Consider the following 26,133-nt stretch of genomic DNA (forward strand, 5'->3'; position numbering starts at 1 on the left):
CAGGCTTAGGCCGGCGTAACGGAGATGAGGTGCTTAAGCTGCTCTGAATAGCGGGCACGGACAACCCCGATCTCCTCGGCAATGACCGCGCTATGACGAACTGTACCCATCCCGGTGTGCCAGCGGTACGCAGTCAGATTCTCATTCAAGTAGGGCAGTGACAATCCCGCCAGCACAGCCCGCATCCAATACTCATAATCATGCGTATAGGTCAGACTCTCATCGAACAGACCGAGCTGGCTGAACAGATCCCGGCGGGCCATCACGGTACACCCATTGACCGGGTTGCTGTGAAGAAAGCTGCTGTAGAGCTGATGAGGTGTAAGCGGCTCACCCCCTGCCCCGTGGCGGGTGACGGACCCATGCTGGTTAATATAATTGAAGTTGGTGAATGAGATCGAGGCCCCCGTCATCTTCATGAACTGAACCTGATGCTTGATTTTATTTCTGTAGAACAGATCGTCCGAGCTCAGCCAGGCAATATACTCTCCCGATGCGTGCTGAATGCCGTGATTGAGCGCCGTTGCCGTGCCCCCGTTGGCCTTGCCCAGATAATAGACCTGCTTCATGTAAGGCTTGATCAGCCTGGTATAGCTGGTAGAGCCGTCATCCACCACGATAATCTCGAGACGATCATAGGTCTGCTTCAAGGCGCTCTTGATCGCCTGTGCAATATAAGGACAGTTATAAAAAGGAATCAGGATGGATACCTTTGGATTCACAGCCACTCCGCCCTTTCTGCCCGGTAATATTCCAGGATATCACGCAGAGACATCTCCCAGGTATACTTCGGCTCCCAGCCCAGTTCCCTTAGACGCACGGGCTGTACAGCTTCTTCAGCCCCGCTTGCCGGGGCATCACCGGCTTCAATAGCAATATTGGCAGTCGATAACGACGCATACAGCTGTGCCACTTCACCAAGTGTGCGCTCAAGACCCGAGCATACCGGGGTAACACTTCCGGTCTCTCCATGCCGAAGAAGCACCTCATATGCCGCAACGGCATCCCGGACATCCAGGAAGTCTCTGCGTTCTTCTGCAGAGGACAGATGAAAAGGCTTCTGCTCCTCCCCCTGTTCTTCATTCACGATATACTTGGCGAGCAGCGCGCATATCCCTGTGGAAGGGCCCGGTCCTATCAAATTGCCAGGTTCGGCGACCAGCACGTCTTGATGGAACAGCTTCCCCCAAGACAAAGCCGTCACTTCTTGTACCGATTTGCTAAGCGCGTAAGGATGTGTCGGGGCGAGCGGCCCGCTGAGCGCGAACTTGAGCCGGGAACCGGCGACAAGGATACGGCTTGAGCAGCCGGATTCCCGCAGCGCCTGAAGGAGATACAAGCTTCCCATGATGTTGCTCTCCATGTACAGCAGGGGTTCCCCCCAGGATTCCGGCACAGAATTCTTGCCGCCCAAATGCAGAACATACCTGGGCTTAACCCGCTTGACCAGCTCCCGAACCTGCTCCCTGCGGGTAAGATCACAGCTAATATACTCGACGCCCGGCTCGCTATACTTTGCCGCATTGCGGACGGCCGCCGCGACATGGTAGCCCTTGGCGACAAAGTAACGACAAGCGTGACGGCCGGTGAATCCGGCCGCGCCTGTGATAAGAACATTAATTTGGCTCATACTGACTCATCCATTCTGCAAGCTCCCGCAGCATGACCGGATAGGCAGGAAGCTTAAATTTGACATCAGCGCGGGTGGATACCAAGGTTCGGTCAAGTTCCGGTTCATCAGTAGGGACAATGCGGACATCCGGCTTATTCCAGATCTCCTTGAACATGTGCAGCAGCTCATACTTGCTGACTGTGTCCGGATGGGCCAGATGAATAAGACCCGATAGCTCCGAATCCAGTGAGGCATCTATCACTTTAGCCAGTTGGAGCGTGGTGACTCCGTTCCACAGCACACGCCGGTAGCCTGACACATCTCCTGTCTGGCTCAGGAACCATCCGAGGAGACCGATCCCCGAGGGGCGGATCTCCGGCCCGATGATCGAGGTCCGGATGGTCAGATGGCCTTGGCACCGGATCTCTCCAAGCGCCTTCGTGATGGCATAAGAGGAAGTCCCGTCGGGCTCCTCTTCCTCTGTATATTTGCCGCGGGTGCCCTGAAAGACACAATCGGTGCTGATATGAATCAGCCGGGCGTTGATGGATTCAGCCGCGCGCCACAGCCGGTGCGGCAGGAAGCCATTGACGTGGTAAGCCCCGATTTTGTCCGCCTCTGCAGCCTGGTTCAATACCCCCACCGCGTTAATGATGACTTCCGGCCGCACGATCTCCACCGCCTTCTCCACGGTGGTTAGGTCGTTCACATCCAGAACGAGGCCCTGCGGGTCCTGAGGATTCCGGGTTGTATAGAACACCTGATGCTTACCCTGCTCCATGAAGTAGCGGACCAGCAGATGACCGGCCATCCCGCTGCCGCCAAATATGAGCAGCTTCATGACAAGAAACCTCCTCGGATGAGGATGTCTTTAATCTCCTCTTTGGTCATCAGATTCTTCTCGGAGCTGAAGCTGGAGAAGGATACCTTGGGGCAATGCTGATAATATTCTTTCAGATCCGGAATATTCAGGGTAGGGAGAATGACCAGATATTCTTCGTCATAGACAACTGTGGTCTGACTTTCGAAGTCACTCATAAGAATTTCGTGAATTTTCTCACCTGGACGGGTTCCAGTCTCAATAATCTCCACATCCTCCCTGCCCGAAGCTTCGATCAGCACCTCGGCGAGATCAACGATTTTGCAGGTCGGCATGGTCATTACAAATATTTCGCCACCAAGGCTCTCTACGGAAGCTTTGAACAGAAGCTTGATGGCATCAGGCAGGGTAAGAAAGAACCGGGTCATCTTCAAATCCGTGATTCGGACCTGTCTCTTCTGCTCAATCTGGTTCGTGAATAAATGAACAACGCTTCCGTTCGTCCCAAGCACGTTGCCGCCCCGGACACAGACGAACTTCGTGCGTGTAGGAAGCAGGTTCGCATAGACAATGAGCTTCTCCCCGATAGCCTTGGTCATTCCATAGAAATTGGACGGATTGGCCGCCTTGTCGGTGGAAATATAGATCACTTTCTTCACTTCATTCTCCATTGCGGCATCAATCACATTCTGAGTGCCGATAACATTTGTCTTCAGCGCTTCATAAGGCTGGTCTTCACAGACCGGTACATGCTTGAGCGCAGCTAGATGGAAGACATAATCAACATTTTTGCAGGCTGCTGTCAGCGCCTCCTTATCCCTGATATCACCGATCCGGAAGGTCAACCGGTCATCTTCAAAAGCGCGGCTCATGGCTACCTGGGTTGATTCACTTCTCGAGTAGATAATGATCTCTTTGGGCTGCTGGGGGAGCAGCTGCCTGATCAACTCATACCCCCAAGAGCCGGTCCCGCCAGTGACTAATATGACTTGATTATTAAACATGCTGTTTCCCTCCAAGCAAGAATTTAACTACCTTCTCCGAGACGTGATCTGCCAAATAGCCTTCTGGACATTCCCAATTCCGGTCCATCTCCGTCATCAGCCTTACCGAATCCGCGATGCGCTCCGCATGCAGCCCCGAGATAATGTTGCTGCCGCAGTCGACAGTCTCGGGACGTTCTGTGGTCTTGCGAAGTGTCACTGTCGGCACATGCATAATGCAGCACTCCTCCTGTACAGTACCGCTGTCCGTCAGCGCGCACATGGCATACCGCTCCAAATGAACAAAATCAAAGAATCCAAAGGGCTCATGAAATTCAACAAGCGGGTTCATCTGCAGCGTGAAATCCTTCGCTATACGTGACTTGGTTCTGGGATGCAGACTGCAGATTAGCCGGCGGCCGTAGACTTCGGCCACTTTATTAAGACCCTTCATAATTTCAAGCAGATGCTCCGGACGGTCCACATTCTCTGCCCGGTGGGTGGTAACCAGGAAGTATTCTCCGGGCTTAACATTCAATCTTGCCAGAATATCACTGGCCAGTATCTGCGATTCGTAGTGCTTCATGACCTCATAAATGGGGTTGCCCGTCAGCACAATCCGGTTGCTGGGCACTCCCTCCTGGACCAAATGCCGCTTGCTCTGCTCGGTGTAGGGCATGTTGATGGTAGAGATGGCATCGATCACCTTGCGGTTCTTCTCTTCGGGCACATCAAGATCAAAGCACCTGTTGCCTGCTTCCATATGCACGACCGGAATTCCCATACGCTCTGCGAGGATCGCGCATAAGGCACTGTTCGTATCTCCCAGCAGCAGCACCTTATCAGGCTTCTCCTTCTCCAGAATCGCTTCGGCCTGCAGGAACATGGCGGAGAGCTGTCCGCCGAGGGAAGCCTGCCGATCCTGCAGCACATAATCAGGAGAACGCAGACCGAGCTGGGTGAAGAAAATCCCGCTCAGACTCGAAGTGAAGTTCTGACCCGTATGCACGAGAATATGCTTGTCGGCATATCGGTCGAGCATGGGAATAATCAGACTTAGCCGAATGATTTCTGGACGTGTTCCCAGAATCGTCATTATCCTCATGTGCTCCGCTCCTTTCTATGATTTTGAGCTTGTAGTTAAGGGAGCAGCTCCAATAAATACATCCTGTTGGATGGTTCCCACAGCCTCCCGCTCTTCCGGCTGAATCAAGCCGTCTTTCTGGACCGCTTCCTATGCTTATGGGCGCCAGACAGACTCCTCCGTCTGCTTCTTGAACGCTTGTGATCCGCTGCCTTGGCCGACCGGCCCGCCTTGGATTTTCTTCGGGGTGTCTCTCTGAGTGCAGCTCTCCTCCGCTTCGCCCGCAGAATTCTGCTCTTCCCTTCATGTCTTCGGTTGTGCCCGGGCCGGCTGCGCTTTCTCTTCCTGTGTCTGCGTATAGACTTGGCTGAATGCTTGGAATGCCCATCCCCTGCGCGATTCGGCCCCGCGGCTTCCGCCGCTGCCGGCTTAACCGGGATACAGCGCAGCCCCCTTGTATCTTCTTCCAGTCGAATCAGCTCCGGATGCTGCAGAGACCACTGAACCAACAGCTGCCTCAGTCTCTCTTCATAGGTCTGGGGGCCATAAGCTTCATTCACCCGCTGCAGATTCATAGCTGCCGTTCCGGCTGCAAGCACTGAATCACCAAGCAGGAGCTGCACCCGGCCGGCTAGCTCATGAACATTCCCCGGTTCTGCCAGCAGATACCCGCAGCCCGCTGTCTCCAGAATTTCCTGAAGCCCGCCAGAAGCGTAAGCAACCACCGGCTTCCCGTAGATCATAGCCTCAAGGGCTGTTAATCCGAATCCTTCAGGCACGAGACTCGGCACAACCACAATGTCCATCGCAGAGTAAGCAGCTTCTACCGATTCCTCGAAGACCACAAAGGTGAAGCGGTCCTTATAAGCCGAGACATTCACTTTGGACAGACATCTCGCGTAGAAATCCTGGTCTATTATCCTTCCAATCACCAGGAAATGGACACTCTTATCGCTATTGCATATGGACAGTGCCATATCTATGAAATGCTCCAGACCCTTCTCCTTCGTCAAAAAAGAAGATATATATCCAATCACACGGTGATCTGGACGGAGCCCAAGCTCCGACCGCTTGCCTTCGCGGATCTGCTCCCACTGCTGCGGATGGACCGACGCAGGATCCCAAGAGGGGAATAGAATCCCTACCTTCGGGGCTGCCGCCGTACCTTGGAATACGGTGACCGCGGATTCGGAAATGCCTGTGATCCACGTGCTGTACTTGTCAATCAAGCCCACAGCCAGGGGGGTGTATTCGTTGATGGTGATACTCTCTGTGATATTCCAGACTACCGGGATACCTAGAGAGGAGGCTGCCATCGCAGGCAGAACATTGACACAGGTGTTGACCAGGACAAGATCAGGCTGCTCGGCACGAATCATCTCGGCTAATTTCTTCAACCCAGGTCCGCTTCTCAGCCGTTCCGCGTCAGTATACAGATTGGCTGATGGGGTATACATTTCGTGAAGCAGCGGGTAAGCGTGTATTCTGGTTCTGATTCCTATTTGTCTGGCCCGCTTGGTCAGCTGTCCCTCCTGCGGGGCAGCCAGAACACAATCGAAGTAGGTAGACAGCTTCTGGCACAATAACAGCAGCAGCTTCTCAGCCCCCGTAATACTTCGGGTGTTGCATACATGTGAGAACAGCAGCAGTTTTGCTCTATTTCCCATCGTCATAGGTTCACCTTCGCTTCACCGAAGAGGAACGGTTCACCTCCGTCTGTACCTGAAGTTCCTTAAGCTTCTCCGTACCTGAGATTCTATCAACCGACAATCACGCTCAGCATTTCATGGATCCGGTGGGAGTAGGTGTGCTCGGCGTAGGTTCTCTCGAGCCCCCTTAGAGCAATATCCCTCCGCTCCTTCTCATGGGTCAGATAGTAATCGACCTTCTCCAGCAGCTCCTGCGGGGATTCGTATGTCTCAATCTCAATCCCCGGAGTATAGAAGCGGGCAAGATCCGCTCTCTGGTCAATCAGCTGCAGCGTTCCGCTGGCGGAGATCTCAAAGGTTCTCGGATTAGGCGAGTCAGCCGTCAGCTTCACCGCATTGTTATTAATCGTGTCGTCGTCATGAGCACGGTGCAGATTGATTACTATCTTCGAACCGCTGTATACTTCGGCAGTCTCTTGCGGCCCCATCCATTTGCCAAGCTCAATACGGTCCGCATACAGAGGGTATTCCGGCAGACGATCCCACCAGATTCCGTTGATCCCCAGCCCACGCTCCATCAGACTGCCAAGGATAGGAGTCAAGAAGTGGATCCGGTTCCAGTAGCCCGACCCGGTGAAACTGATCTCCCTGCGGAAGGCGGATACAGTGCGAATCGGCTTATAATGCTCCGTGAAGGCGCCAAACGGCAGGTAGTGCACATTCTTGCAGCCGATCTGCCGGTAGAAATCCACACAATTGCGCTCAAGTGTAAATACATAATCATAGTGGGGAGTTAGATGAACGGTGATGTCTGTATAGTAGGGATCATCCGTGAGCCAGACTGCCGTCTTCACGCCCATCGCTTTGATCGCCTCTACCTCTTCCACCCTCAGATCCATTCCATCCAGCGAGAGGAGCAGATCCGGGGCATGCTGATCCGCCAGCTGGGCAACAGCCTGACGGGGATCGGTCACAATCACTTCGGCGGTGAGTGAACGAAGCGTCGCAATGACAGCTTCATCAATGGGCGAGTAAGGAAATCCCTTACCTGAAGCCACATATAGCACACGGATGTTCCGCACAGGAAATGAAGTCCGGTACCGGTTCACGATAACGTCCGCACGGCCCCGAAGGTACCCCTCATCGTAACCGTCCTGCAGACCGGCGGCTCTTCCCCGCCCTCTCGGATCCGCTCCGAGATCAGCCGGGACACGCAGCGCTGCGGTCTTTACCTGTTGTCTCAACATATCTTCACTCCTAAACCAGTATTGTGCTGTAGTTCTGCCGCAGAGCTGATCTTGTTCACAAAGGCACTGCCGCAGCGAGCAGCCTGCTGATGCGGTCCCTGAAAGTATGATGCTTGCGGGTCGTCCAGAGCGACCGCCAGGCCATGGTGATCCGTTCCTGCTCGTGCTCCAGATAGTAGGTGATTTTGTCCTGAAGCTCCCGCTTGCTGGAGAAAGTCTCGATATCATATCCAGGGCGGTAATAACTTGTCAGGTCTTCCCGGATATCCGTGATCTGAAAGGCTCCGCAGGAGCTGATCTCATACGTGCGGGGATTGATGGAGCGGCCAGCCAGGTTCCTGCTGTTCCGGTTGTCCAGCCCTGCCTCTGTCGGCCGATGGACGTTGATGACAATCTTGGCTCCGTTGTAATAACGGACGGTCTCCTCCGGATCAATCCAGCCGTGCTGCACACAAGCCGCAAGCTTCTCCTTATGGCGCAGCCGATCCCAGAAGCCGCCTGCAATGAGCACTTTTTTGCCTTCGAGGAAAGACGCCATATCATCAAACAGGGCAACTCTGTTCCAAAAGGCGTTGCCAATGAAACAAATATCATACTGATACGGGGACTGAACCGGCTGAGGTCTGAACAAATCCGCACTGGCTGCAAGCGGAAGATAGTGTACGCTCCGGCATCCGAGCTCCTTGTACAGCGTTACACCTGCGAGCTCGTGTGTAAAAACCGCATCGTAATGCAGCGCGAGTGCTGCTGTCTCGTCAGATAAATACGGATCATCCACGAACCAGACCGCGGTCCGGATTCCCATGGCCCGGAGCTCGTCGATATGGGCGGCATGCTCCGCTGGGAACACATGAAGACCGTTCATGACAAGCACGAGATCCGGACGCACCGATGCAGCCTGGGCCAGCATCTCGTCAGCCTGGGTGACTATACACGCTGCCGCCGCTTCTTCCAGCGCATGTATCACGCCCCGGTCAATGGCATCAAATCCCTGCCGCACATACATCACCCGCAGATTACGGATCTCCGGTGCTTCCACTGGTATTTGTCCAAGTACAGCCTGACAGCCTCCGAGACGGTAACCATCCCAATAACCGGGAGGAACGCCGTCACGCCGATCAGCTTCAAGCAGAGTCCTCACAGCCCTCATCCTATCTGTCTTGGTTTAATGATCCTTATACATATATGCACCGGGGTCACTTGTATCATGGACGACTACCCGTGGCGGGGAAAAATTGGCGGGTGTCCAGCTGCTGCGGCTTTCGCGTTGGACAGGGGTGCGAATTGGCGGTGTCCAGATCGCTGCGGCTCCCGGATCGTCCCTTCGATCGCTGTTGTCCCCCGATTCCCATGATTGAGCTGAATAGGGTTGGAATCCGGGGACAAAGGCGAGCGCTCCGCTTCTACGGGACGATTCCGGGCTCCTCCGCTGCTTCGTGCCGACTGCTCCGCTCGATTGCTTCAAGTTGCTCAAGCGGTATTTTACGCCCTGGGGTGTTAGGCAACTCAAGCGGCCTCTATATGCGGGGAGTACTCTAGCAGCGGGGTTTATCAGCAGAGAGTTACTGTGCTGGAGAAACGGCTTTTCCTCTCTTCACAGGCAGGGATGTTAGGGACGGTCTGCCTGGCCATTCTGCTCAACAGACCTGTACTGCAGGCGACTCACGGAAGTCCTGCTGCTTTGTGCGAATTAATATTAGACAGCTGAACGCTGATTGTTAAGCCTGGATTGAAATTTTACTTTTTGATTAATCAAGAAAAATAAGGATATTAATAAGGAATACAGAATAGTACATAATGTACACAGTGTACACTATGTACATATCATGTAATACGTGATACGATAGGAGGTGAGGAGGGATGTTCATGCAGACGTTATTGGCCACAGAGGTTCGGGCTAATATGAGTTCCTTTATTGATACTGTGGTACGCGAGAAGCCACAAGCTGTTCGTCGGAACAGAGATGTGATTGTGGCAACATCACAAAGCCATATGAAGTTTCTTTTAGAGGCGTATAAGTTGAATTTTGCATACGAACAAGATGAGGATGGCCAATTTTTTGGCAGCCTTCAGGAGATTGACTTTATAGTGGCTGACGGTGCTTCGTTAGAAGAGCTTAGAGAGAATTTAGCGTACCAGTTGATTGAATATTCTAAAGACTATACTGTGGATTTCCAAAAATATTTCGCTGCCCCTAACACAAAAATACACGCACCATACGTGCTCCGAGTCTCTCTCCAAGATGACGTGGAATCCGTAGTCGCACTTTTACACGGATAAAATGCCAAGTTGGAAAGACCAGGAAAGATGGTTAAAGAAAAATGGTTGGACAATGGTGAGAAACACCGGACGTGATATCATATACGAGAAAACCAATCCTGATGGAAGCATTATGCGTACAGCAGTCTCCAAGGGCACTGGAGAAATCGGTAAGGGACTTTTTAGAATGATATTGAAGAACCAATTGGGAATCGACAAAGACGAATGGGACCGTTTAAAGTAAGGACCCGAGCCCTGCTGGACTTTCCGTACAGCAGGGCTTTTTGTTCATCGTTCATTACAACACTTGCGAACACTTCCGTAGCAGGTTTATAAGCGGTCGGCTACTGCAACGCCGCACACCTATTACAAGACAATAAGAAAGAGACTGGCGGGAGGCGCTTCCCTATCAGTCTCTTGGTGTTGAATGATCTATCAGGCTGGGCAGGCCTGAGGATTGGTTTAGCGGTCCGGGTCGCGGTACGCGAGACGGTGGCCGTCCTCGAAGCCCTGGGCGAAGCCGGCATTGAAGCCCTCCTGGTACGTCTCGTTATAACCCTGCTGATATTCAATCACAGGATCTGCTGCGGGAACCACCCGCCGAAGGTCTTCCAGACGGCGAAGCCTCTTTTTCCGCCGGGAGCTTCTATGCTTTAGCAGTTTGCGCTTCAATGATTTGTGCTTTAAGACGCTTTTGCGTGTCCGGCGGGCTGCCGATCTGCCTGGACGGGCCCTTTTGACTCCTTGTCTGCGCAGCTTGCGCGTGCGAATTCTGGTCTTCCTCGACACGAGAAGCCTTCTGCTGCGGCGGGCTGCCGAACGCTTTTTCCTTGCTGCCATTCACAATTCCTCCTGTTCTCCCCGGGCTGCATATGCTGCATGATCTAGAGCTTCGTTGATCCACGGCGTTGTAGGAGTTCCATAATATTGGCGATTCAGCCTCACGCCGGTCAGCATCTGGGCCATCGCGCTCTGATAATTGCTTAGTACTCTTATGTTCTGATACAGCTGCTTCGAGGCTGCTTCGGATTGCTCCGCTACATCCGCGATGCTGTCCAGGATCCGGGCCAGAGCTTCCTGGCTCTTCACCAGGGATTGAACCAGCTGCAGCTTAACCTCATGCTCGGATGGGGTGGGAGCTGTCATTTATCCATATCTCCAAAATCAAAGCCTCCCCCGCCTAACATGCCTCCCATACCGCCGGAATCGCCTGAATCCTCCTGGGACGCAAGCACGGCTTTCAAATTGCTGCTTAATCCGGTCTGAAGCTTCGTAATCCCCTCCAGCACCTCTATAATCTGCTCATGGATGGTTATCGGACTCGCCAGCTGCTTCTCATGATCGTCAAAGCTGTGTCCATGCAGATGATTCAGTGTCCAGTTCCGCACCTTCTCCGCTTCCACGGCCTTCGCTTCCAGCATCATCGCTACGTTCCACTGGATTTTGGCAGAGGCATCGAGCATATTTAAATAGGCTTGATTCCGGCTCATATTATCAACCCCGCTTTGGTCATTCTATTCTTCATCTTCCGTGCCCATTTCCTTGATCACAAGGCCCAGATGCTCGGCAAGAGCCTCCTGAAGATCGGCCATTGCGCTAAGATACGAGACTACGCTTTTGTTCACCCGTCCCGCATTCTCCATCAACCCGTCTACCCCATCAAAGGACGGCTCTGAATCAGGCAGGTCATGCACAATCTGTGCCATCCGGACGGCGACCTGTCTCTCAGCATCAATAACCCGTGCCATCTGCTGATGGGAGTGGGACATATGAACAATCAGATCCGTGATTTTCTGCTCCACCCTAGTTCCTCCCTGCCGGCTGCCTTCCCAGCTCTCCGGTATTTTCTTCTACTCCAACATATGCGCGGGCAAAAAGGTCCGTTCCAAGCTTGGAGATCTTCATTCCATTAGATAGATAGTTACCGTGATTTACAAATAATCTGAGCTCAGCCCATTCCGGGGCAGAATAGGAAGACCTTCCTGCAGATTCTGAATCTCCTCCGGCGCTTCGTCCTGGAACCTGCCGGCAAGTCCCCAGCTTTCCGCCGCATAAGGGGTAATAAATTCCCTGCATGTATTGTGCCGGACCTGAATCAGCCGCCCATCCGGCAGACGGAACAAGGCCCCTTCATGCCCTTCCGCCTGCAGCTTACCTGTACTAAGCCTCAGCCTCAGCTCTTCAGCCCGAATCGGCCTACCCAGTGCAAGCTGCCTGATCTCCAGCATAGATACCCTAACAGGAGCCGGTATCCCCTCCATATACGGTGTATAGTTGATCACAGGCCGCTTAACCCCTTCCTCCAGCCAATAAACCCTTCCCTCTATAACGCTGACCAGAATATGAGCCGGGACAAAATCCGCTGATTTCTGATCTAGATTCAGCATTCCTCCGCCGTAATCAGAAGCCTGTAGCCGCTTATGGAAGTCTCCCCATTTGGCCTGTAACAAGCTGCGGTCCTCTTCACTGACTGCATCATCTGCCCCAAGACCAGATGCCCCGCCAGCAGGAGCCCCCGCCTGATAAATGAAAGTGTCTCCCGCGATAACCATCACCCGCCCGAGATGACGAAGGCGCATCATCCAGTCCTCCCATCCGGCATTGCGGCCGCATCCTTCTGCCAAATATCCTGTCTTCTCCAGCATCTCCCGCTTAATCAGAACGCAAGAGCTTGCTAGACGATCAGCAGGCACCCAGCGCTGACTGTCCGTCTCTGCGGCAAGTGACCCCATGTCAGATAGCGTACGGTAAGAAGCCTCCATCCCCTGCGGTCCTTCCATAGGGTGCATAACCGGGGCGACTGCCCCGATATCCGGCCTGCTCTCCAGACACTGGACCATGTTATGCAGCCAATTCCCCGTAACCCGCATATTCGCGTCAAGCCATACGATCTGGTGTCCCTTGGCCATCATCAATCCTGTGTTCACCGCCCCGGCAAATCCCCGATCAGCCGAGTGGGTGCCAATCCGAATGTTCCCTCCACGTCTACGCAGAGCGGATGCTGTTCCATCGGTCGAAGCATGGTCTACTACAATAATCTCATAAGGCATACTTGTATTTGCCTCTATGCTGTCTATACAGCTCATCAACGATTCCCGGCTGTTCGATGTGGGAATGATGATGCTGGCTCCTTCAAATCTCCTTGTAAAAGCTTCCTGTCCGAGCCTGAGTCCCTGCCGATACCCGGCTTCCCACCCTCGGCTGAACTGCTTGTTGCGGCGCGGCGCGGGTGCGGATTCAGGAAGCATGGGCGCAGCTGTATGCGTTGACACGCTTATTGTGTGTCCTGCCGTACCTGGCTTGCTTCTGGCTCTGTGCGGCATTAGGCGGCCCTCCTTAAGGCAAGCGGTATATAACCCTTAGCGAATTGTTCTCCAGGGCAGCGGCCTAACCTCTGCTCTGGAAGAACATTAATAAAAGGAGGGGATGCCCTTCGGCTCCGCCCCCCCATTTTGGACAATCTTCTTGCTGCAGACTTGCTATAATCACGGACTAACAAACAGAAAGTATTGTTCGCTCCTCACAATCCCTCCCGGTATTCCCCGCTTTCAATCCGGCGGCTCCATTCCTCTGACTGAGCATACCAGCTTACCGTGCTGCCTAGACCCTCTGCCAGATCAATTTGGGGCTTCCAGCCGAGCTTAGCCTGAGCCTTGGAGGGGTCAATCGCATACCGTCTGTCGTGTCCAAGCCGATCCTCTACGAATTCCAGCAGACTATGCGGCTTGCCCAGCAGATCGAGAATAGACTCAGCCAGCTCGAGGTTGCTCATCTCGTTATGCCCCCCAATGTTGTATACCTCTCCGGGGGTCCCCAGATGCAGCGCCAGATCGACGGCTCTACAGTGATCTGTGACATGGAGCCAATCCCGGATATTCTGCCCGTCACCAAATATGGGAATCCTGCGATTCTTGAGCGCACGTGTAATGATCGTTGGGATCAGCTTCTCCGGGAACTGGCGGGGACCATAATTGTTGGAGCAGCGGGTAATGATAACCGGAAGCCCATAGGTATGGTAATAAGACCGGGCTATCAGATCCGAGCCTGCCTTGCTTGCGGCATAGGGGCTGTTCGGAGCGAGCGGGGATTGTTCTGTGAAGAATCCATCCTCTCCGAGAGTTCCGTACACTTCGTCTGTTGACACATGAACGAACCTCTTCACTTGATGCCTTCGCGCTTCTTCAAGCAGGTTCAGAGTTCCTATCACATTGGTCTGAGCGAACAGTTCAGGGGTCTGGATACTCCGGTCCACATGCGATTCAGCGGCAAAATGCACAACCGCATCAACCTGATCCTTAAATGCCCCGCGGATCTGTTCCGCAGACCGGATATCCCCCCGAATCCAGCGGTAGTTCGGATTACTCCGGAAAGACTCCGTATTATCGGGATTTCCGGCATAAGTCCCGGCGTCGAGATTGACAATATGAAGGGAAGGGTAGTTCCCAAGCATATACTCGATAAAATGGCTTCCTATGAAGCCCAGCCCTCCTGTAACAAGCAGTCGGGTCACAGCTGAACCCCCTTCATCTGCTGATTGGCTTCCTCCAGAGATTCGAACGTTCCCGCATCGCCCCACCATTTGCGCAGAACATCATATTCAAGCTTGCCCCGCCGGGCATATACATTGTTCACGTCCGTAATCTCCAGTTCCCCCCGGCCCGAAGGCATTATGCCGCGAATAGCTTCGAAGACCGTGTCATCGTACATATATATTCCTGTGACACAGTAGCCGGACTTCGGCTGTGCGGGCTTCTCCTCAATATACGAGATCAACCGTTCATTCTGTTCATCGAATACGGGTACTCCATATCTTCGCGGGTCATCGACCTGCTTAAGCAGCACCCGTGCGCTTCCGTAAGGCTGCTGGAGAAATCTGTCTACGAATGGGGTTAGATCATCCAGGAACAAATTGTCTCCAAGCAGCACGACAAATCTCTCCCCTGAAGCGATATAACCCCGAGCCAGATCAAGAGCCTCGGCTATCCCTCCGGCGGCTTCTTGTATTCGGTAAGTAAGGCTGACACCCAGAGCCTCTCCGCTTCCGAAATAATCTGTGTATAAGCCAGCCGACTGTCTCCCAAGAATGATGAGAATATCGGTGATGCCTGCCTGACGGAGTCGGTCAATAGCGTAGCTCACCATCGGCTGCTTGCCCACGGGGAGCAGATGCTTGTTGATAAGACGGGTAAGCGGACTTAGCCTGGTCCCTGTCCCGCCCGCCAAAATCACGCCTTTCATGGACCCTCCTCCTTCGTCATGAAGTCATTTTAGTTATATAAATATCAGGGGATCTACGCCCCACTTCTCGATATACAGCCGTCTCCCCCTGCTGACCATCTCAGCCCACCCTTCCGGATGTCCCGCCTTGAAGCTGGCACTGCCTTCATGGTGGATGAAGGCATCTCCGCAGATCAGCAGCCTGTAGCCATGAGCTCTTGCCCGGTAGCAGTAATCGTCGTCTTCATAATGGCCGGGACTAAATCTCTCATCGAGCTGTCCTACCGCTTCGAACACGCTTCGCTTCATCAGAAAGCACAGGCCTACAATACGCATAGTCTCCTGCCATTTGGCCGGATCGGGCACGTTATAGGCAGCCGCGAACCGATAGAACTCTTCGGGTCCGCTGTAACTGCACTCAACCTGCTGCCTGCCGCTCGCATAATTAGTTACGGGACCAACGATCCCGATATCCTCGGCACTATACAGGGCCGCCACGAGATTGGAGAGCCAGCCTGGCCCGGCAAGGCAATCATTGTTAAGCAGCATCAGCTGGTCCCCGCTGGCAATCGACAGCCCCCGGTTGCAGGCGGCCGGGAATCCCGTATTCGAGGGCAATGAGATGAAGATGAGTCCCTCCCGCACACAGTATTCTACGGTCCCGTCATCCGAGCCGTTATCTACAACGATGATCTCATAAGGATCCGGAGTATGCTGCCGGATCGACTCAATACATGAAGACAGCAGGTGAAGCCCGTTATAGGTCGGAATAATAATACTCGTTAACCTGTTCATATGGAATTCCTCGCTTTAGCCAGTTCGGCCCGTCCCTGAGAAGTGAATCCCAGGCGGGGTCCCGCGCTGCTCATCGCTTCTCCAAGCGCTTCGATATGATCGCCCAGAATCATCCTTGCCACCCTGTTGCCGCTTCCTGTATTGCCTGTTCTCACACGATTGTTGCGGATTACATCCACAGCCATGGGAGCTGTGACTACGAGTCCATGCTGGATGGCCAAGGCCTGGGCTTTGGGCGGCACAGCCAGGGCAGCGGTTCCTATATTCTCAACAGCCCGTCTTGACAGAGCATGAGGTACCGCAGTTAGCGAATTGGCCCTGAGATCCGGCCTACCGAGTACAAGATTCAGGAATGACTTGCTGCGTGTGACTTCATCCTGCCTGGAGAAGACGGGCAGCCAGGGAGTAATATTGTTCAGGGCCAGATCAGCCCCCTGATCTACCGCATAGAGGAAGGCGCCAAGCTCCACTGCCGGGATGACCAGGTCCCCGTCAGTGAACAGCAGAATATCTCCTCGGGCAGCTGCCGCTCCCAGAGAGCGGCCCACATCGTGACCCAGGCGCTCCGGGAAATGCAGGATAGTCACTCCCGGATGCTTACGGACTTCCGCAAAGCTTCCATCCCTGCATCCATTAAGCACAACAATGATTTCGCGGAAAGGCAGCTTCGCAAGCTCAGATAATACCGCCGAGATCGTCTTCATTTCATTACATACCGTGACCACGGCCGAGGCGCTTCGCCTAAGCGGAAGCGGAAGACCGCAATGCACATGCCGGGATACGGAGGCATACCCCTTGGAGTACGCTTGCAAGATCGGAGCCAACCGGGTGAAATGCATATTCGCCAGTCCCGATCGGTCGTGCCATGCCGCGTATGTCATTCGCATGTGGTCAACATTTCGTTGTTCACGGCGGACTGCAGCGGCTCCATCGATGCCGGCCCGATAGGCTTTAAGTTCAAGCCTGCCATATGCAGCCTGCCGCTTGCGCGGAACCCTCCTTCGGGTCCGTTGTCTGGCCCCGAAGCGGACTCCCGCCTTATATTTGAAGCTTCGAGCCCTGGATCTGCGGTTAGCCGCAAGTCTCCGCCGGAGTGGCCTTCGTCTATTCCTCATCGGAGCCTCCCCCGCTGACGGTCCATATCATCGTGGCCTGCCCGGGGACCCAGCTTGTCAACCAGCCAGCACACGGCCTCCAGATGATCCCCGGTCACAAGGGATGTAAGTGAATCCGTCCCTTTTATGCGCGGTCTGGAAGCATTTAATCGTCCTACAGGAACCGGGTGAACCGGCTTTATCACGAGTCCTAAAGTCACCGCCATCGCATGAGCCAGCGGAGGAATCTCTAGCGCTGGATATCCGATAATCTCCACAGCATGGCGGCTTAGCGCATGTGGAACCGCGGTTAAGGATGCTCCTCTGAGATCAGGGCGTGAGACAAGAGCGTTCAGAGTATGTTTGGCCAGAACCACGGGATGCGCATCCTTACGGTCCACAGGACCGCTGTAATCATTGAGCGCCACATCAGTTCCGGATAACACCGCATTAACAAAAGGCCTTAGATGACGCGCAGGTATCTCCATATCGGCATCAATGAAGAGAAGAACTCTGCCCTTGGCGGCCTCGGCACCGACACGTCTGCCCACATCGTGTCCGAGCGGATATGGATAATACAGGAGACGGGCACCATGCTTCCCCGCTATTTCTGCGGTCCCGTCAACCGAGCCGTTGGCTACCACGATAATTTCACTGCTCGGATGCACCCTGGCTGCCTCTTTCATTACACCTGCTATCGTACGCCGTTCATTCATCGCGGGAATAATGATGGACACCAGCGGGTCGGGATCATTAACGACATGCCAGCTCTGCTTGGTTCTTGATCTCGAACGGGAACTTCGGCGGATCCTGTTCACGGTCGTCTTGTTCCGCCTGCTCTCCATGGCCATCCACCTCCCTGTGACTGAATTGTTCCATGGACTATACCTTAGCTTATGTCACACCGGATATCTTGTAACGGCAAACGTACAATTGTCATCGACTGCATTTCAGCCCGCCTGGCGGAATAACAGTCCCTGTTAGCAGACGACTCATCTGCAATACAGCCAAAAGGCTGATCAGACACCGCTGAGTGGTGTCCGATCAGCCCTTTGGCTGCTTTTATCAAATCCCCGCCTAAATTCAGCTCCACGAAGCCCAATTAAGCAGTCAGGACTACACGCTGCAGCTGTGTATCACTTTGGACAACCCGGCCCCCATTAGGTCCGCCCACCGCGCCGCGCAGTGCTGCCATCTGAATTCGCTTCTGGCAAGTTCTCTCCCTGCCAGCCCGAAGCTACGCTTCAGCTGTTCATCTCCAAGTATCCGCAGCACACTGTCTTCAAGGGCTATATTTGCGCAGTCCTTGGGCAGCAGGATACCCGATCTGTCGTGCTGTACAATTTCGGGAATTCCCCCCACCTCTGAGGCTATTACCGGCACAGCTGAGGCCATAGCTTCCAGGTTAACCAGCCCGAAGGCCTCATTCTCAAGTGAAGGGACAACCACAACATCAGCCAGATTATATAAATCCGCAACACGCGGATAAGGAACATAGGATAGGAACGACACATGTTCACTCACCGGCTCAGCCAGCTTCTTCAAGCTTCTTACATAAGCCGTCTCCCGGTTCACTCCGTAGAAGGCACTGCCGACGATCAGAGCAAGTGCGCTCTGCTCCTCTGCCACAATTCGGGGCAGCGCGGCCAGCAGCCGGTGAATTCCTTTTCCCTGAAGCAGTCTGCCGACGAAAAGAATAATCTTCCGGTTCTCCCATCCATACTCGGACAGTCTTGCACGTCTAAGGGCCTCTCCTGCCGGTGTCCAGCGAGGGGTGAAGTCTTCGAGGCTGACACCCAGCGGATTCACATGCACCGGAGTCCTTAGCTTGGGGAACCTGCGCAGCACCTCTTCACGCAGATAGCAGCTGTTCACAATAATGCCGTCCACACTTCCCAGCATCAGGTACGCTTTGCTTTCTGGAAGACAGGACGGACTGATGAAGGTTGTGGAGTGAAGCGTCAGATTAACCCGAATATGAGGCAAATGCCTCTTCAGCCCATAAGCCAGCGCAGGACGGTTATGCACATCGGCGGTATCCGGCATCCAGTTCCTTAGATGACGCAGAATGCCGGGCAGGTACGCAGCACCTCCTGGGATCCGATAACAGGGTACTGTCCCGAGCATGCCCTTGGCTGGCAGGTGGCCTCCCGATCTGCTGAACACCCGAATATCGAATTCGCCGGGTACAAGGGGCATCGTCTTCTCAATGACGCGTTCTACGGAGCTGCTCCGCCCTGATGGAATGACAAATACCCCCGGCGTAATGACGGCCACCTTTTGCTGAACTGACAACTTAAGTCCCTCCCTAATCCGGCTTTTACAATCTTAATATATTGGGGGAACCGGGGAGGTGTGACACCGTCCCAAAACAGGCGTCTGCCGCGGAACAGTCGTCCATTCCTTTTAATCATCTATACATAGACTGACATAAGACACTTGAACAACAGGGAATCACCGAAGATGAAGAGGAGGACCGGGCATGAGCTACAGATATGTGGGTATTCTGCTTAATGCTGCGATGTACCGCGGCGTGCCTAGGCGAAAAACCGGACAGGAATCACTCTCGAACTATGAAGAAGCGGCGGCAGAATTCGGCTTGATCCCTGTGTTTATCCATATCGGCGATATCCATATCCGTAAGGGGCGGACAGCTGCCTACATCTATCAAAACCATCAGTATGAGCAGGTGTCCATGCCCATACCTGATGTCATTCATAATCGCGCTATCTTTCAGAACAATGCCGCCCACCCGACAATCAGGGTTCTCATTTCGAGAGGTGTAGAGGTATTTAACGTGAACAATCGTTATGGCAAAGATGTCATACACCGCCTGCTGTCGGCCGACCCCTTCTTAAGAGACAGTCTGCCTGACACAGCGGTGTTCTCCTACCCAGCCCTTCGCCGTTTCATGGAGATCCATCACGATCTGATTCTAAAGCCATGCCGGGGGACGGTGGGAAGAGGAATAATACGGTTACGTCATGACAAGTCCGGTTGGAGAATCACTTATCCCTCATCGATGCGCAGGCCGGCCTGCATCCAGCACAAGCTTCGCAGAGGAGAGCTTCCCCCCTATGTGCAGCAGTATCTTCACCGGTTCCCATATCTGATTCAAGAACGGATTCCACTTGCAGAAAGCAAAGGCCGTTCCTTCGACTTCCGGGTGACGGTGCAGCGGGGAATGACCGGAGAGTGGGCAGTCACCGGCATGTTCGCCAAAAAATCCCCGCCCGGCATGTTCGTCTCCAATCTGGCGGGAGGAGGCAAGGCTTGCCCTGTACCCGAGCTCCTTGCCGAGGTTATGCCCTCTTCCCAGACCTCCGTAGTTATTGCTCAGGTGGAGCACTTGGCTCTAACTATAGCAAGTTACTTATCGATGAAACTTCCGCTCCTTGCAGACCTCGGGCTCGACATTGGAGTAACCCAAGATGGCCGAATCTATTTCATCGAGTGCAACGGACGTGATCAGCGGTACGGCTTCAAGAAGGCTGGCATGGGCGATATTTGGAAGGCAACGTACCGTGAACCTATGGCCTTCGCCTGGCACCTGCACAACCGCAGGGAGTGAATTGATTATCGATGCCAGTAATGCTAAGCAGCCAACAAAAGACGTGCATTCCCACATTGGGACTGCACGTCTATTTATCTTTTATACATATGTCTTGACCATTACTTCATATTAATCAGGACCTAATTACATAGCCATCGGCCACTATGAACTCCCTGCTTGTGCTGCCTTCAGAGATATCTACCGTAATAGGGAACAACTTTGCAGCTTTATCGGAAGGGAACCAGATTCTCCCCACTGCGGCAAGAATGAGCAGCCCTTCCTCATCGCCCAATGGAGAGAATGTCGGTCCCGCTGACTTATAGGACTGGAGAGCATACTCACCTCTCAGTGTGTCGGACAATGCTATTACATCCCGGGCGGGCAGACCTATTTCACTTATGTTTTTAACATCTGCAGCCGTAAAAGGGCCCGTATCCTCATCCTTCAAATCATGCCGTGCGATGAATTCCAGAATATTTCCCACAGCATCACAGAAGTAGATTGAATCGGAATGCCAAGTCTCGTGATACTGAATATCCTGCCCGTTAACCGAATACACAGCTATCCCTTTGTGCTGCAGCCAGCTCAGCGCCTGCTCACATTTCCGCTCAGGAATGTTGAACGCAAAATGGTAGTACGGAGACTCATCCAGATGGGAACGCGTAAAGGTAAGTACCGACTCACCGGCCTTGAGCGAGATGACCTCCTCCGTTTCGGTTAGAATCGGCTGTTCCAGCAATCCATGATAAAACGATTTGACGGCTTCGATCGAGTCCGTCAGCAGCTCCACCTCTCTAATTCGCATAACTCTACCTCCGATTTCACTATTTTTTAATGTGCCATCCTGTGGATTAGACAAAATTTAGTAATCTTATCATAGTTCCTAATTCTCAATATTTTGCTGTCAAAATCCGATAAACTAATAAAAAGATGTCTGTTCGAAAACGCAAACTTACCGAGAGGTAAGGACGCAAAGCCACAGGCCAGAATAAAGCAATGGCGGCTGGGTTGCCGAAAACAGCAATTACCTTACCAAGGGGAGATTTGCTGTATGATCAATGAAATGGGTCTATCACAAATGAGCTACGAAACCTTAATTACAGCATACCAAAATGCAGTTAGGCTTGAGCTGAATCAGGAGTTCCTGCAGCTGCTTAAAGACGAGATTGAACGAAGACAAACCCTGGAAGAAAGCGATCCATTCCCATCACTTTAATTGCAATTGGCACCTTCAAGCGGGATTATTTTGAGACAAAGCCAGACCGTATGAACATAATGCTATCATCCATATACACTATTTTCCATATGTGGTTCAAGCAATTGTGGATCAAAATAAGGGGTAATGGTTGATTTCATGCGGGTTCTATGTCAATATAAGCTTTGTCTTATCTGTTTGTAAGGAGGTTGCCCCATGGCAAAAAAAGTGATGAGGCTGATGACCGAGCTTTCCTCCCGGAAATGGATCTCTCAAATTATGGGTCACTTTTCCCATTCCGGATTCAGCCGTCACATCATTCGCACTTTTGCAAGAACTTATAATATTCCGCTGCACGAAGCGGAGAAAGATATTAGCGAATACCGCTCCCTGAATGAATTCTTCTCCCGCCGTCTGAAGGCGGGCATGCGTCCGATCCCTGATGTTCCAGATGCCCTGATCAGCCCCGTTGATGGACTGATTACCGGCATGGGACCTGTCAATGCAGGCTTAATCCCGGGGGTCAAGGGACAAGATTATTCTCTGGCGGAGCTTCTGGGCCATTCTCCACATATGGAGACCTATAAGAATGGGTACTTCTTCGTGCTCTATCTGAGCCCGACCAACTACCACCGCATTCATGCTCCGGTTACAGGCCAGAAGGTCGAGAGCGAGCATCTGAAAGGCCGGGTATTTCCGGTCAATGATTTTGGTCTGACTCATATGAAAGGCGTGCTTAGCCGGAACGAAAGGCTGATCACCTACATCTCCCATGAACGGGGTGAGGTCGCCGTCGTTAAGGTTGGAGCCATGAATGTCAGCAGCATCAAATATACAGATGAGACCGCGAGCTCCTGGAACCGCGGCGATGACATGGCTTATTTCGAATTTGGCTCCACGGTTGTCCTGTTGACCGAGAACGGAACCTTCGAACCTCTGCCAGACCTGGCCATCGGCACACCTGTGAAGCTGGGTACTCTGCTCGGGAGATTCTACCGGGATTAAATGTGATATCGAAAGGCATCAAGCAGCCTCGGGAGAGACGGCTTGATGCCTTTTTGGATTTCCTGGAATATGCAAGCCTTCATGAAGTAAGCCGGACCCGTTGAAGAATCTGCCCATAAAAAGAAGCTGCCGGATCCCCAGCAGCCTCTTGACAGCACGTCTGTGCCGAATATGTGATTGACTTGACATAACTTAAGTATTAGAACCAGAATTCTTCACGTTCAGCAGCTGGCCGAACCCGGCGCATACGATTCCGAAAAATGCTGCAACCTTGAGAAAAGCTCCCTCTGCTGCGCATCCGCCGTCTTCTGCTCATAAGTGACACCTCCTCCCTTACTTACTTAAATTTAACATAAATAACCATTACCCCGCTACTCTTCTCTTGAAACATCATCTCAAAAAAATATTTAGCGGATCTCCGAGGGACTCTTGCCTGTATATTGCTTGAATTGGCGGCTGAAGAAGAAAATATCCCGATAACCAAGGGCATCCGCCACCTCCGTCACGTTCATACCCGCATGCAGCAGAAGATGCTGGGCACGGTCAATTCTGCACTTGATAATATAGGATTGAACGGAGGCCCCGGTCAGCTCCTTGAATTTGATCGAGAAGTATCTGGCCGAGAGACCTGCTCTGGCAGCGAGATCTTCAACCCGGTGAGGGAGACCTGGATGCTGCAGCACATAGTTGGCTACCTCGTGAATGACCTCGGTCAGCTGATTGCTAACCTTCCTCTCTACAGGGCCTTCCCGCTCCTGCCGAAGCAGATAGATCATTAGCTGTTTCAGAATGAGACGGGCTTCTTCCTCAGCCGCATAAGCTTTAATGAGGAAGAGCCGCACATAACGGGACAGCATATATTCGAAATCGAGTGTATCCTCAATCACCCGGTAAGCTCCCGGCACCTCGGATACAGGCTCGTCAATATCAAAGTGAATGTAGGTCAGCACAAGCGGCTTTTGCGGATTATGCGTTGCACTCGTATAGTCGCCCGGGCGGAACAGGAAGCAGCTTCCCCGGCTGACCGGAATCGAACGGCCGTTCAGAACTACGGTTCCTTCGCCGCTCCATACGTAGAACAAATCGTAATTCTCAAGCGGTTTCTCCCGCTTCTGCCATTTCCATCCGGGTTCACAGACGATCTTGGCAAAGGCAGGCTTCAGCACAAATGAAGACGTAGAAGCGTGAAGCATGACACTCCTCCTATGAATAATGACATTCTCTTGCTTGCGGCTCTGTTTATATTAAGTATACCTCGTATTCAGCTTTTCTTGTACAAGCCTCCAGGATTTCGTAAGCCGCTGAATTCCCTCGGCAAGCTCATGAATATCCAAATGCGCAAAGGAGAAGCAGGCCGCGGGCAGAGACGGAATCAGCCCATAAGCACGGGCATCCCTGAAATCAACGCCGTTCCCGGCGGACAGCTCGCACAGCTGCTGGAATTCCGCTTCAGAGCGATGCCACAGCGCATAGATATGAAGCCCGGCATCCGCGGGCAGCACGCGGAACAGCTTCTGCATCTCGCCTGCTGACAAGAGGCTGCAGAGCGCATCATGCCTGGCGTGGTAGATTCTCCGCATCCGGCGAAGGTGCCGGTCATACTCGCCCCGGATCATGAACCGGGCGAGCGCCCGCTGCTCCAGCGCTGCCGGCGGGGTTGGCTCATACAGCGCCTTGGCGCAGCGCATCGGTGTAATCAGCCCCGGCGGCAGCACCGCATAGCCGATGCGCAGTGAAGCGAACATCGTCTTCGTGAACGTGCCGATGTAGACGACGCGCTCGTCCTTGTCGAGCGCCTTGAGCGGCTCAAGCGGCCGCCCGCCCCAGCGGAACTCGCTGTCATAATCATCTTCGATGATGACCGCATCCTTCCGGCGGGCCCAGGCCAGCAGCTCCTGCCGCCGCGGCGAAGACAACACGGCGCCGGTCGGGAACTGCCTGCCCGGCGTAACAAAGAGCAGCCGCGCCTGCCAGTCCTGCGGCACAATCCCGCTGCCGTCAATGGCAGCGGGCAGCGGCCTGCCGCCGCAGGCGCGAACGGCCTTGACGATCCCGTGATAACCGGGATCTTCCACCACGGCCGGCTCTCCTTTCCCCAGCAGCAGCTGGGTCAGGAGAGCAATGGCCTGCATGGAGCCGCTGAAGAGGCATATTTGCGCAGGCTCCGCAGTGATGCCGCGGCTCCTGCGCAAATGGGCAGCTATCGCGGCCCGCAGACCTTCATCCCCGAACGGATCTTCGGGGATGAGCGCCGCCTCGCTTGCCACAGCTTCCTTGCCCGCATAGGCAAGCGCGCTTCTCCACTCGGCATGCGGAAAGTGCCGCATATCCCCTCCGCCTTCCGCGAAGGAGATGCGGCCCCTGTCTATGTCCGTGCGAGCCGCTGACTTAATTCTATTTCCCTCCCGCAATCCAGCATGATGATCCCGGCTAACGAGCTGCCAATCCAGCATTCGCCTGCCCCACGGAGACAACGGGAGCTCAGCCTGAGCAGGTGTTCTCTCCGTTACCCCGGTAAGCAGTGGGGCCACATAGGTCCCCTTCCCTACCTCTGGCAGTACATATCCTTCTGCAAGCAGCATATCGTAGGCCTGGGCTACACTGCCTCTGGATATTCCATACAGCTGCGCAAGTTCACGGCTTGAAGGCAATCTTGTCCCGCCAGGCAGCGTCCCCTCATGAATAGCTGACCGAAGCGCGTGATACAGCGCCAGATATTTATAGCGGTACTGCCGCAGGCAGGCTTCCCAGGGGAGTATCAAATCCACGCTCATCCACCTCTCTCTGGATCTGCAAATCCAATCCATTTCACACTATCCCCAATGAATAATTCCTTTTCTTAAGCTCAGCTTATACAGATTGAACTCATTTTTCATTAATCAATGGACCAATAATTTTACTGTAAATTGGTTCTTTTTATATGTCAATTTCAGTTTTATGCTGAGAGTAACAAACAGCAGACGGCGTCAGCCACTCTATTCACTTAAGGGGGATATCAGATGAGAAGGAAAGAATTCACAGTAACCGAGGAGCAGGAAATTGAGCAGTTTCTGTTCTCGCAGAGCTTCGGGTTTCTCGGGACCACGGACCAGGACGGGTGGAGCCGGGTTACCCCGCTAAACTTTGCTTACGGACAAGGGGTGTTTTATTTCCACGGCAGTCTGGCCGGCGAGAAGATGAAGCATCTTACAGCCGATAACCGGGTAAGCTTCACTGTGGCCGAGGAATATGCGCGAATTCCCTCTTATTACACCGATCCGGTCAAGGCTTGTCCGGCAACGGCTTTTTTCAAGAGTGTGATGGTGAAGGGCAGAGCGGAGAGGATTACGGATCTTACCGAGAAGGCTGAGGCTTTGACGTTATTTATGAAGAAGCTCCAGCCCGAGGGAGGATATGCCCAGATTGATGCGGCGGATCCCGCTTATGCCGGTGAGCTGAAGGCGGTATCTGTGGTGCGGATTATTCCTGAGCAGATTACAGCCAAATTCAAATTCGGACAAAATATGAACGAGGAGAAGCGAAGCCAGATCACTCAAGGACTCCTGGAACGCAATCAGGGCAAAGATAGGGAGACGGTACACTTGATGACACAATTTTGTCCTTTTCATAAGGAATAAGTG

Annotated in this window: 29 protein-coding genes and 1 riboswitch; of the genes, 6 read left to right on the forward strand and 23 right to left on the reverse strand. The window is 53.3% G+C overall.

Translation table 11 applies throughout. The features are described 5' to 3' along the window. Positions 1 to 5: 5 nt before the first annotated feature. From LDO05_RS14335 to LDO05_RS14375, 9 genes are all read right to left on the reverse strand, one after another. Complete coding sequence (locus tag LDO05_RS14335; protein ID WP_251376051.1) at positions 6 to 722, reverse strand: glycosyltransferase; 717 nt, start codon at positions 720 to 722, stop codon at positions 6 to 8. Then, positions 719 to 1,630 carry an NAD-dependent epimerase/dehydratase family protein gene (locus tag LDO05_RS14340; RefSeq protein WP_251376052.1) on the reverse strand — a complete coding sequence of 304 codons (912 nt, stop codon included), beginning with the start codon at positions 1,628 to 1,630 and terminating at the stop codon, positions 719 to 721. The genes LDO05_RS14335 and LDO05_RS14340 overlap by 4 nt, the downstream gene beginning before the upstream one ends. After that, positions 1,617 to 2,453: a dTDP-4-dehydrorhamnose reductase family protein gene (locus LDO05_RS14345; RefSeq protein ID WP_251376053.1), complete on the reverse strand. Its 837-nt coding sequence runs from the start codon at positions 2,451 to 2,453 to the stop codon at positions 1,617 to 1,619. Before LDO05_RS14345 ends, LDO05_RS14340 begins: the two co-directional genes overlap by 14 nt. Then, complete coding sequence (locus tag LDO05_RS14350; RefSeq protein ID WP_251376054.1) at positions 2,450 to 3,436, reverse strand: polysaccharide biosynthesis protein; 987 nt, start codon at positions 3,434 to 3,436, stop codon at positions 2,450 to 2,452. Before LDO05_RS14350 ends, LDO05_RS14345 begins: the two co-directional genes overlap by 4 nt. Next, the gene (gene wecB, locus LDO05_RS14355; RefSeq protein WP_251376055.1) at positions 3,429 to 4,520 is read right to left on the reverse strand and encodes a non-hydrolyzing UDP-N-acetylglucosamine 2-epimerase; all 1,092 of its coding nucleotides are present in this window, start codon (positions 4,518 to 4,520) and stop codon (positions 3,429 to 3,431) included. The genes LDO05_RS14350 and wecB overlap by 8 nt, the downstream gene beginning before the upstream one ends. Before the next feature lie 104 nt (positions 4,521 to 4,624). Next, a complete protein-coding gene (locus LDO05_RS14360) occupies positions 4,625 to 6,166 on the reverse strand; it encodes a glycosyltransferase family 4 protein (protein ID WP_251376056.1) in 1,542 nt (513 codons plus the stop codon). A gap of 92 nt (positions 6,167 to 6,258) precedes the next feature. Beyond that, a complete protein-coding gene (locus LDO05_RS14365) occupies positions 6,259 to 7,395 on the reverse strand; it encodes a CgeB family protein (RefSeq protein ID WP_251376057.1) in 1,137 nt (378 codons plus the stop codon). Positions 7,396 to 7,450: 55 nt separating this feature from the next. Continuing rightward, entirely contained in the window at positions 7,451 to 8,545 is a 1,095-nt protein-coding gene (locus LDO05_RS14370) for a CgeB family protein (protein ID WP_251376058.1), read from the reverse strand. A gap of 15 nt (positions 8,546 to 8,560) precedes the next feature. Continuing rightward, on the reverse strand, positions 8,561 to 8,860 hold the full coding sequence (locus tag LDO05_RS14375) for a hypothetical protein (RefSeq protein ID WP_251376059.1): 300 nt from the start codon (positions 8,858 to 8,860) through the stop codon (positions 8,561 to 8,563). 401 nt (positions 8,861 to 9,261) lie between these two features. Between LDO05_RS14375 and LDO05_RS14380 the strand changes: the two genes are divergently transcribed. Together LDO05_RS14380 and LDO05_RS14385 are read left to right on the forward strand one after the other, a co-directional pair. Continuing rightward, positions 9,262 to 9,675 (forward strand): hypothetical protein, encoded by a 414-nt coding sequence (locus LDO05_RS14380; protein ID WP_251376060.1) that lies wholly within the window; start codon positions 9,262 to 9,264, stop codon positions 9,673 to 9,675. A 1-nt stretch (position 9,676) separates the two neighbouring features. Next, positions 9,677 to 9,898 (forward strand): type II toxin-antitoxin system HicA family toxin, encoded by a 222-nt coding sequence (locus LDO05_RS14385; protein WP_346657584.1) that lies wholly within the window; start codon positions 9,677 to 9,679, stop codon positions 9,896 to 9,898. Between the two features lie 218 nt (positions 9,899 to 10,116). Here LDO05_RS14385 and LDO05_RS14390 read toward each other — a convergent pair whose 3' ends face one another. The 11 genes from LDO05_RS14390 to LDO05_RS14440 form a co-directional block, all read right to left on the reverse strand. Further along, on the reverse strand, positions 10,117 to 10,494 hold the full coding sequence (locus LDO05_RS14390) for a hypothetical protein (protein WP_251376062.1): 378 nt from the start codon (positions 10,492 to 10,494) through the stop codon (positions 10,117 to 10,119). Beyond that, positions 10,495 to 10,800 carry a hypothetical protein gene (locus LDO05_RS14395; protein WP_251376063.1) on the reverse strand — a complete coding sequence of 102 codons (306 nt, stop codon included), beginning with the start codon at positions 10,798 to 10,800 and terminating at the stop codon, positions 10,495 to 10,497. Continuing rightward, complete coding sequence (locus tag LDO05_RS14400; RefSeq protein ID WP_251376064.1) at positions 10,797 to 11,144, reverse strand: alpha-helical endospore appendage domain-containing protein; 348 nt, start codon at positions 11,142 to 11,144, stop codon at positions 10,797 to 10,799. The genes LDO05_RS14395 and LDO05_RS14400 overlap by 4 nt, the downstream gene beginning before the upstream one ends. Before the next feature lie 24 nt (positions 11,145 to 11,168). Further along, positions 11,169 to 11,456 (reverse strand): nucleoside-diphosphate sugar epimerase, encoded by a 288-nt coding sequence (locus LDO05_RS14405; RefSeq protein ID WP_251376065.1) that lies wholly within the window; start codon positions 11,454 to 11,456, stop codon positions 11,169 to 11,171. A 129-nt stretch (positions 11,457 to 11,585) separates the two neighbouring features. After that, the gene (locus LDO05_RS14410) at positions 11,586 to 12,977 is read right to left on the reverse strand and encodes a glycosyltransferase family 2 protein (RefSeq protein WP_251376066.1); all 1,392 of its coding nucleotides are present in this window, start codon (positions 12,975 to 12,977) and stop codon (positions 11,586 to 11,588) included. A gap of 197 nt (positions 12,978 to 13,174) precedes the next feature. After that, positions 13,175 to 14,164, reverse strand: coding sequence for a dTDP-glucose 4,6-dehydratase (gene rfbB / locus LDO05_RS14415; protein ID WP_251376067.1), 990 nt, complete (start codon positions 14,162 to 14,164; stop codon positions 13,175 to 13,177). Next, entirely contained in the window at positions 14,161 to 14,892 is a 732-nt protein-coding gene (locus LDO05_RS14420; protein ID WP_251376068.1) for a sugar phosphate nucleotidyltransferase, read from the reverse strand. Before LDO05_RS14420 ends, rfbB begins: the two co-directional genes overlap by 4 nt. A 33-nt stretch (positions 14,893 to 14,925) precedes the next feature. Beyond that, positions 14,926 to 15,666, reverse strand: a complete 741-nt coding sequence (locus LDO05_RS14425; RefSeq protein WP_251376069.1) for a glycosyltransferase family 2 protein — start codon at positions 15,664 to 15,666, stop codon at positions 14,926 to 14,928. Continuing rightward, positions 15,663 to 16,781, reverse strand: a complete 1,119-nt coding sequence (locus LDO05_RS14430; protein ID WP_251376070.1) for a glycosyltransferase family 2 protein — start codon at positions 16,779 to 16,781, stop codon at positions 15,663 to 15,665. The genes LDO05_RS14425 and LDO05_RS14430 overlap by 4 nt, the downstream gene beginning before the upstream one ends. Then, on the reverse strand, positions 16,778 to 17,605 hold the full coding sequence (locus LDO05_RS14435; protein ID WP_251376071.1) for a glycosyltransferase family 2 protein: 828 nt from the start codon (positions 17,603 to 17,605) through the stop codon (positions 16,778 to 16,780). Before LDO05_RS14435 ends, LDO05_RS14430 begins: the two co-directional genes overlap by 4 nt. 271 nt (positions 17,606 to 17,876) lie before the next feature. Then, entirely contained in the window at positions 17,877 to 19,055 is a 1,179-nt protein-coding gene (locus tag LDO05_RS14440; protein WP_251376072.1) for a glycosyltransferase family 4 protein, read from the reverse strand. A gap of 187 nt (positions 19,056 to 19,242) precedes the next feature. On the opposite strand from LDO05_RS14440, the gene LDO05_RS14445 reads away from it, so the two are divergent. After that, complete coding sequence (locus LDO05_RS14445) at positions 19,243 to 20,331, forward strand: YheC/YheD family endospore coat-associated protein (RefSeq protein ID WP_251376073.1); 1,089 nt, start codon at positions 19,243 to 19,245, stop codon at positions 20,329 to 20,331. A 115-nt stretch (positions 20,332 to 20,446) separates the two neighbouring features. Here LDO05_RS14445 and LDO05_RS14450 read toward each other — a convergent pair whose 3' ends face one another. Further along, positions 20,447 to 21,118: a VOC family protein gene (locus LDO05_RS14450; protein WP_251376074.1), complete on the reverse strand. Its 672-nt coding sequence runs from the start codon at positions 21,116 to 21,118 to the stop codon at positions 20,447 to 20,449. A 130-nt stretch (positions 21,119 to 21,248) separates the two neighbouring features. Then, positions 21,249 to 21,329, forward strand: a riboswitch (cyclic di-GMP riboswitch). Between the two features lie 35 nt (positions 21,330 to 21,364). On the opposite strand from LDO05_RS14450, the gene sda reads away from it, so the two are divergent. Both sda and asd read left to right on the forward strand, forming a co-directional pair. After that, positions 21,365 to 21,529, forward strand: a complete 165-nt coding sequence (gene sda, locus LDO05_RS14455) for a sporulation histidine kinase inhibitor Sda (protein ID WP_251376075.1) — start codon at positions 21,365 to 21,367, stop codon at positions 21,527 to 21,529. Between the two features lie 195 nt (positions 21,530 to 21,724). Further along, positions 21,725 to 22,513, forward strand: a complete 789-nt coding sequence (gene asd / locus LDO05_RS14460) for an archaetidylserine decarboxylase (protein ID WP_251376076.1) — start codon at positions 21,725 to 21,727, stop codon at positions 22,511 to 22,513. Positions 22,514 to 22,920: 407 nt separating this feature from the next. On the opposite strand, the gene LDO05_RS14465 is transcribed toward asd, so the two are convergent. Together LDO05_RS14465 and pdxR are read right to left on the reverse strand one after the other, a co-directional pair. Then, complete coding sequence (locus LDO05_RS14465) at positions 22,921 to 23,706, reverse strand: helix-turn-helix domain-containing protein (protein ID WP_251376077.1); 786 nt, start codon at positions 23,704 to 23,706, stop codon at positions 22,921 to 22,923. Positions 23,707 to 23,757: 51 nt separating this feature from the next. Continuing rightward, positions 23,758 to 25,281, reverse strand: a complete 1,524-nt coding sequence (gene pdxR, locus LDO05_RS14470; protein WP_251376078.1) for a MocR-like pyridoxine biosynthesis transcription factor PdxR — start codon at positions 25,279 to 25,281, stop codon at positions 23,758 to 23,760. Positions 25,282 to 25,512: 231 nt separating this feature from the next. On the opposite strand from pdxR, the gene LDO05_RS14475 reads away from it, so the two are divergent. After that, positions 25,513 to 26,130 carry a pyridoxamine 5'-phosphate oxidase family protein gene (locus tag LDO05_RS14475; protein WP_251376079.1) on the forward strand — a complete coding sequence of 206 codons (618 nt, stop codon included), beginning with the start codon at positions 25,513 to 25,515 and terminating at the stop codon, positions 26,128 to 26,130. Positions 26,131 to 26,133: the final 3 nt, after the last annotated feature.

The organism is Paenibacillus sp. YPG26 (assembly GCF_023704175.1).
Taxonomy (GTDB): domain Bacteria; phylum Bacillota; class Bacilli; order Paenibacillales; family Paenibacillaceae; genus Fontibacillus.

What these genes read in the sequence shown, in the direction of transcription:
- LDO05_RS14340 (WP_251376052.1), bottom strand. Translation starts at nt 1,630, where the DNA reads ATGAGCCAAATTAATGTTCTTATCACAGGCGCGGCCGGATTCACCGGC.
- LDO05_RS14345 (WP_251376053.1), bottom strand. Translation starts at nt 2,453, where the DNA reads ATGAAGCTGCTCATATTTGGCGGCAGCGGGATGGCCGGTCATCTGCTG.
- LDO05_RS14350 (WP_251376054.1), bottom strand. Translation starts at nt 3,436, where the DNA reads ATGTTTAATAATCAAGTCATATTAGTCACTGGCGGGACCGGCTCTTGG.
- wecB (WP_251376055.1), bottom strand. Translation starts at nt 4,520, where the DNA reads ATGAGGATAATGACGATTCTGGGAACACGTCCAGAAATCATTCGGCTA.
- LDO05_RS14360 (WP_251376056.1), bottom strand. Translation starts at nt 6,166, where the DNA reads ATGGGAAATAGAGCAAAACTGCTGCTGTTCTCACATGTATGCAACACC.
- LDO05_RS14365 (WP_251376057.1), bottom strand. Translation starts at nt 7,395, where the DNA reads ATGTTGAGACAACAGGTAAAGACCGCAGCGCTGCGTGTCCCGGCTGAT.
- LDO05_RS14370 (WP_251376058.1), bottom strand. Translation starts at nt 8,545, where the DNA reads ATGAGGGCTGTGAGGACTCTGCTTGAAGCTGATCGGCGTGACGGCGTT.
- LDO05_RS14380 (WP_251376060.1), top strand. Translation starts at nt 9,262, where the DNA reads ATGCAGACGTTATTGGCCACAGAGGTTCGGGCTAATATGAGTTCCTTT.
- LDO05_RS14385 (WP_346657584.1), top strand. Translation starts at nt 9,677, where the DNA reads ATGCCAAGTTGGAAAGACCAGGAAAGATGGTTAAAGAAAAATGGTTGG.
- LDO05_RS14390 (WP_251376062.1), bottom strand. Translation starts at nt 10,494, where the DNA reads ATGGCAGCAAGGAAAAAGCGTTCGGCAGCCCGCCGCAGCAGAAGGCTT.
- LDO05_RS14395 (WP_251376063.1), bottom strand. Translation starts at nt 10,800, where the DNA reads ATGACAGCTCCCACCCCATCCGAGCATGAGGTTAAGCTGCAGCTGGTT.
- LDO05_RS14400 (WP_251376064.1), bottom strand. Translation starts at nt 11,144, where the DNA reads ATGAGCCGGAATCAAGCCTATTTAAATATGCTCGATGCCTCTGCCAAA.
- LDO05_RS14410 (WP_251376066.1), bottom strand. Translation starts at nt 12,977, where the DNA reads ATGCCGCACAGAGCCAGAAGCAAGCCAGGTACGGCAGGACACACAATA.
- LDO05_RS14420 (WP_251376068.1), bottom strand. Translation starts at nt 14,892, where the DNA reads ATGAAAGGCGTGATTTTGGCGGGCGGGACAGGGACCAGGCTAAGTCCG.
- LDO05_RS14425 (WP_251376069.1), bottom strand. Translation starts at nt 15,666, where the DNA reads ATGAACAGGTTAACGAGTATTATTATTCCGACCTATAACGGGCTTCAC.
- LDO05_RS14430 (WP_251376070.1), bottom strand. Translation starts at nt 16,781, where the DNA reads ATGAGGAATAGACGAAGGCCACTCCGGCGGAGACTTGCGGCTAACCGC.
- LDO05_RS14435 (WP_251376071.1), bottom strand. Translation starts at nt 17,605, where the DNA reads ATGGAGAGCAGGCGGAACAAGACGACCGTGAACAGGATCCGCCGAAGT.
- LDO05_RS14445 (WP_251376073.1), top strand. Translation starts at nt 19,243, where the DNA reads ATGAGCTACAGATATGTGGGTATTCTGCTTAATGCTGCGATGTACCGC.
- LDO05_RS14450 (WP_251376074.1), bottom strand. Translation starts at nt 21,118, where the DNA reads ATGCGAATTAGAGAGGTGGAGCTGCTGACGGACTCGATCGAAGCCGTC.
- sda (WP_251376075.1), top strand. Translation starts at nt 21,365, where the DNA reads ATGATCAATGAAATGGGTCTATCACAAATGAGCTACGAAACCTTAATT.
- asd (WP_251376076.1), top strand. Translation starts at nt 21,725, where the DNA reads ATGGCAAAAAAAGTGATGAGGCTGATGACCGAGCTTTCCTCCCGGAAA.
- LDO05_RS14465 (WP_251376077.1), bottom strand. Translation starts at nt 23,706, where the DNA reads ATGCTTCACGCTTCTACGTCTTCATTTGTGCTGAAGCCTGCCTTTGCC.
- LDO05_RS14475 (WP_251376079.1), top strand. Translation starts at nt 25,513, where the DNA reads ATGAGAAGGAAAGAATTCACAGTAACCGAGGAGCAGGAAATTGAGCAG.